General features: G+C 75.8%; 1 protein-coding gene. It reads left to right on the plus strand.

Translation table 11 applies throughout. The annotated features are described in order from the left end of the window. Positions 1-3: 3 nt before the first annotated feature. Positions 4-5,703, plus strand: coding sequence for a type I polyketide synthase (locus GA0115233_RS42285; protein ID WP_093725556.1), 5,700 nt, complete (start codon positions 4-6; stop codon positions 5,701-5,703). Positions 5,704-5,847: the final 144 nt, after the last annotated feature.

The raw sequence follows: 5,847 nt of genomic DNA on the forward strand, positions 1-5,847 counted from the left end.
GAGGTGCAAACAGTCGCCGTCGACGTGTCCGACCGCGACGCCCTCGCCGCCGCCCTGGCGGGTCACGACCTCACCGCCGTGATCCACACGGCGGGCATCCTGGACGACGGCGTGATCTCCGCGCTGACCCCCGACCGGCTCGCCCGCGTCCTGCGGCCGAAGGTCGACGCCGTCACGCACCTGCACGAGCTGACCCGAGACGCCGACCTGTCCGCCTTCGTCGTCTTCTCCTCCGTGTCCGGAACCTTCGGCGGCGCCGGACAGGCCAATTACGCGGCCGCGAACGCCTTCCTGGACGCCTTCGCCGCGACCCGCCGCACGGCCGGACTCCCCGCCACGTCCCTCGCCTGGGGCCCCTGGACGCCCGGCGCCGGGATGACGGCCGGGCTGACCGAGGCCGACCTGCGGCGGATGTCTCGCGGTGGCATGGTGCCGATCAGCCCGGAACAGGGCCTGGCCGCGCTCGACGCGGCCTGGCGGCGTACCGAGGCGGCGCTGGTGCCGATCGCGCTGGACCGGCGCGTACTGCGCGACCGGCAGGCCGTCGCCGCGCTGCCCGCGATGCTGCGCGGCCTCGCCGTCGCTCCCGCCCGTCGTACGGCATCCGCCACCGCCGCAGTCGACGCGGCCCAGGGCTTCCGGGACCGGCTCGCCGGACTCGCGGAGGCCGAGCGCGCCACGGCGGCACTGGAGCTGGTCCGTACCCAGACCGCGCTGGTCCTCGGCCATGCGGGCGCCGACAGCGTGGAGCCGGCCCGGGACTTCCGGGGCCTCGGTATCGACTCGCTGACCGCCGTCGAGCTCCGCAACCGGCTGAACGCGGCCACCGGCCTGCGCCTCCCGGCGACCCTGGTCTTCGACTACCCGTCCCCGCAGGCCCTGGCCCGCTTCATCGGCGGTGAACTCCTCGGCACCGCCGAGGTGACGTCCGAACGGGCCCCCGTGAGCCAGGCCGCGCCGGACGACGACTCCCGGATCGCCGTCGTCGCCATCGGCTGTCGGTTCCCCGGCGGGGCCCGCGGCCCCGAGGAGTTCTGGCAGCTCCTCGCCGACGGGGTCGACGCCATCGGTGCGCCGCCCGCCGACCGGGGCTGGCAGGCCGACGGGATCGAGGGCGGATTCCTGTACGACGCCGCCGAGTTCGACCCGGACTTCTTCGGGATCTCCCCGCGCGAGGCCCTCGCGATGGACCCGCAGCAGCGGCTCCTGCTGGAGATTTCCTGGGAGGCGCTGGAGCGCGCCGCGATCGACCCGCGCTCGCTGCACGGATCGCGTACCGGAGTGTTCGTCGGCACCAACTACCAGGGTTACGGATCGGCCGCGCACGCCGTACCGGAGGACGCGCAGGGGCAGTTGCTCACCGGGCACGCCGCGAGTGTCGCCTCCGGGCGGGTCGCGTACGTGCTCGGTCTGGAGGGGCCCGCGGTGACCGTGGACACCGCCTGCTCGTCCTCCCTCGTCGCGCTGCACTGGGCCGCGCAGTCCCTGCGGTCCGGTGAGTGCGATCTGGCGCTGGCCGGTGGTGTGACCGTGATGGCGACGCCGGGTGCCTTCGCCGACTTCGGCCGGCAGGGCGGTCTCGCGGGCGACCACCGCTGCAAGGCGTTCTCCGACGACGCCGACGGCACCGGCTGGGGTGAGGGCGCGGGCATCCTGCTGCTGGAGCGGCTGGCCGACGCCCGCCGCAACGGGCACCCCGTGCTCGCCGTGGTCCGCGGCAGCGCCGTCAACTCCGACGGTGCCTCCAACGGCCTCACCGCGCCCAACGGGCCTTCCCAGCAGCGGGTCATCCGGGCCGCGCTGGACGCGGGCGGCCTCACCCCGGCCGACGTCGACGCCGTCGAGGCGCACGGCACCGGTACCTCCCTCGGCGACCCCATCGAGGCACAGGCCCTGCTCGCCACGTACGGGCAGGACCGCGAACAGCCCCTGTGGCTGGGGTCGGTGAAGTCCAACATCGGGCACACCCAGGCCGCCGCCGGTGTCGCCGGGGTCATCAAGACGGTCCTGGCGATGCGGCGCGGGACGCTCCCGCGCACCCTGCACGTGTCCGAGCCGTCCCACCACGTCGACTGGACGGCCGGCCGTGTCGAACTGCTCACCGAGGCCCGGCCCTGGCCGCGCGGCGACCGGCCGCGCCGGGCCGCGGTGTCGTCGTTCGGCATCAGCGGCACCAACGCCCATGTCGTCCTGGAGGAAGGCGCCGACAGCCCGCCCGTGCCCGCCCCCGGGGACACGGGTGTCCTCGCCTGGCCCGTCAGCGGCCGTACCCCCGCCGCCCTGCGCGCCCAGGCCGAACGGCTGCGCGCCCACGTCGCCGCTCACCCGGACCTCGCCCCCGCCGACATCGCCCACTCGCTCGCCACCGGACGTGCCGCGTTCGAGCACCGGGCCGTCGTCGTCGGCGCCGACCGGGACGAACTGCTCGCCGCGCTCGCCGCCGTCGCCCGCGGTGAGGAGGCCGCGGGTGCCGTACGCGGCCGGACCGGCGGCACCGGCCGCACCGCCTTCCTGTTCAGCGGGCAGGGTTCCCAGCGCCCCGGCATGGGCCGCGAACTCCTGGACCGCTTCCCGGTGTACGCCGAGGCCTTCCACCGGGTCTGCGAGGCGTTCGCCCCGCACCTGTCGGTCCCGCTCGCCGACGTCGTACTCGCCGAGGACGGCAGCAAGCTCGCCCGGCTGCTCGACCGCACCGCCTACACCCAGCCCGCCCTGTTCGCCGTGCACGTCGCCCTCTACGAGCTGGTCCGCTCCTGGGGTGCCGTCCCCGACGCCCTGATGGGCCACTCCATCGGTGAGCTGTCCGCCGCGTACGTGTCCGGAGTGCTGTCGCTGCCGGACGCCTGCCAACTGGTCGCCGCCCGGGGCCGGTTGATGGACGCGCTGCCCGAGGGCGGTGCCATGGCCGCCGTCGAGGCGGCCGAGTACGAGGTGCGCCAACTCCTCGGCGAGGGCGCCGACATCGCCGCCGTCAACGGCCCCCGCGCCGTCGTGGTCTCCGGGGACGAGGACGCCGTGTCCGACATCGCCGGTCATTTCGCCGGGCTGGGCCGAAAGACTAGGCGTTTGCGGGTCAGCCATGCGTTTCACTCAGCGCATATGGACGCGATGCTTCAGGAGTTCGAGGAGGTCGCGCGGACCGTGCGCTACGCCGCGCCCGCGATCCCGATCGTCTCCAACGTGACGGGTGAACGGGCCGACGAGGCCGACCTCGCCTCGCCGGACCACTGGGTACGGCACGTACGGGGCACCGTGCGGTTCGCCGACGGGGTGCGCACCCTGCGGCAGAACGGCGTGGGTGCCTTCGTGGAACTGGGCCCGGACGGCTCGCTCACCGCGCTCACCCTCGACACCCTCCAGGACGGCACCGAGTCCGACGAGCGCGCACCGATCGCCGTGCCCGTACTGCGCCGGGGCCGGCCCGAACCGGTCGCCGCGCTCCTCGCCGCCGGCGCCCTGCACGTACGCGGGCTCGCCGCCGCCCCGACCGGCCTGACCGGACCCGGCCGTACGGTCGAGCTGCCCACGTACGCCTTCCAGCGCGGCCACTTCTGGCCCGAGCCCGCCGCCCCCGCGACCGCCGCGGACCAGGTGGACGACGAGTTCTGGGCCGCCGTCGAGCGCGGTGACCTCGGCGCCCTCGGCATCGCCACGGACTCCCCGGACGGACTCCTGCCCGCCCTCACCTCCTGGCGGCGCCGGCGCCGTGAACGCTCCGCCCTGGACACCGGCACCTACACCGTCGCCTGGCGGCCCGTACCGGACGCCGACGCGCCCGCCCTCGCGGGCACCTGGCTGCTCGTGGTGCCCGCGTCCCACGCCGACGCCCCCTGGACCGACGCCCTCACCGAGGCGCTGGCCGCGCACGGCGCGCACCCCGTGCCGCTCGTCGTGGACTGCGCCCTCACCGACCGCGCCGCCCTCACCGAGGAACTGCGCAAGCTCCCCGAGCACGAGGAACTGCGGGGCGTACTGTCACTGCTGGCCCTCGACGAGTCGCGGCCCGCGAGCGACGACACCACCGCCACTCCGGCCGGTCTCGCCGCGCTGCTCGCCCTCACCCAGGCGCTCGGCGACCTGGAGATCGGCGCGCCCCTGTGGTGCGCCACCTCCGGCGCCGTGGCCACCGGCGACCGCGAACGGCCCGCCGCGCCCGTGCAGGCCGCCGTCTGGGGCCTCGGCCGGGTCGCCGCGCTGGAGCACCCGCAGCGCTGGGGCGGCCTCGTCGACCTGCCCGCCGAACCCGACGGGCGGACGGGAGAGCGGCTCGCCGCGGTGCTGTCGGGATCGACGGGCGAGGACCAGGTGGCTCTGCGCACCACCGGCCTGTTCGCCCGCCGCCTCGTCCACGCCCGCCCCGCCGACGGCGACAGCACCTGGCACTGCGCCGGACAGAGCGTCCTCGTCACCGGCGGCACCGGCGCCCTCGGCGCCCGCGTCGCCCGCCGCCTCGCCGAGCGCGGCGCCCGGCACCTGCTGCTCGTCGGTCGCCGCGGACCCGATGCTCCCGGCGCCGCCGAACTCGCCGACGAACTGGGGGAGTTTGGTGCGGAGGTGACCCTCGCCGCCTGCGACACCGCCGACGCCGACGCGCTCGCCGCGCTGCTCGCCGAGCACCCCGTCGACGCGGTCGTGCACGCCGCCGGAGTCCTCGACGACGGGCTGCTCCAGTCGCTCACCCCCGAACGCCTGGAAGCGGTCCTGCGGCCCAAACTCGCCGCCGCCCGCAACCTCGACCGGCTCACCCGCGACCGGGACCTCAGCGCGTTCGTGCTGTTCTCGTCCTTCGCCGGCACCGTCGGCTCGGCCGGTCAGGGCAACTACGCGGCCGCCAACGCCTACCTCGACGCGCTCGCCGCCCGGCGCCGCGCCGAGGGACTGCCCGCGACCTCCGTCGCCTGGGGCCCCTGGGCGGGCGGCGGCATGGCGGCCGGCGGCCCCGACGCCGAGGCCCGGCTGTGTGCCGGGGGAGTGGTCCTCCTCGACCCCGACCTCGCGCTCACCGCACTGGACCGCGCGGTGACCGGTGGCGAGGCCGCGCTGACGGTGGCCGACCTCGACTGGGAGCGGTTCGTGCCCGGCTTCACGGCCGTACGGCCCGCCCCGCTGCTGGCCGAACTCCCCGAGGCGAAGGCCCTGTTGAGGCAGCCGTCCACGGACACGGACGATTCCGTCGGCGGCGAGCTGCGCTCCCGGCTGGCCGGACTGTCCGAGCCCGAACAGGAGCGCCTGCTGCTCCAGTTGGTCCGCGGGCACGTCGCGACCGTCCTGGGACACGGCTCGGCCGACGCCGTCGACCCCGAACGGGCCTTCACCGAGCTGGGCTTCGACTCGCTGATGGCGGTCGAACTGCGCAACAGGCTCGGCGTCGCCGCCGGACTGCAACTGCCCGCCACGCTGCTGTTCGACCAGCCCACCCCGCGCGTCCTGGCCCGGCACCTGCGGTCCCTGACCGCGACGGACGACACCGGCGCGCCCGCCGCCCTGGACGCCCTCGACCGACTGGAGGCGGCCCTGGGCGGGCTCGCCGACAACGACGCCCGGCGCGGCCGGATCGCCTCCCGCCTCGCGGCACTCGCCGCCCGTATGACCGGCGAGGCCGCCGACCCGGCAGCCGGTGGGGGCGACTTGCAGGAACGCATCGAGTCCGCAGGCGCGGAGGAGATCTTCGCCCTCATCGACAACGACCTCGGCATCTCATGAGCGCACCGGAGATTCGGTCCGACGGCGGGGCGGCGATGCCCGCGCCGGAGATTCGGTCCGACGGCGGGGCGGCGATGCCCGCGCCGGAGATTCGGTCCGACGGCGGGGCGGCGATGCCCGCGCCGGAGATACGGCCCGACGGCC

This window comes from Streptomyces sp. DI166 (genome assembly GCF_900091315.1).
GTDB lineage: Bacteria > Actinomycetota > Actinomycetes > Streptomycetales > Streptomycetaceae > Streptomyces > Streptomyces fuscus.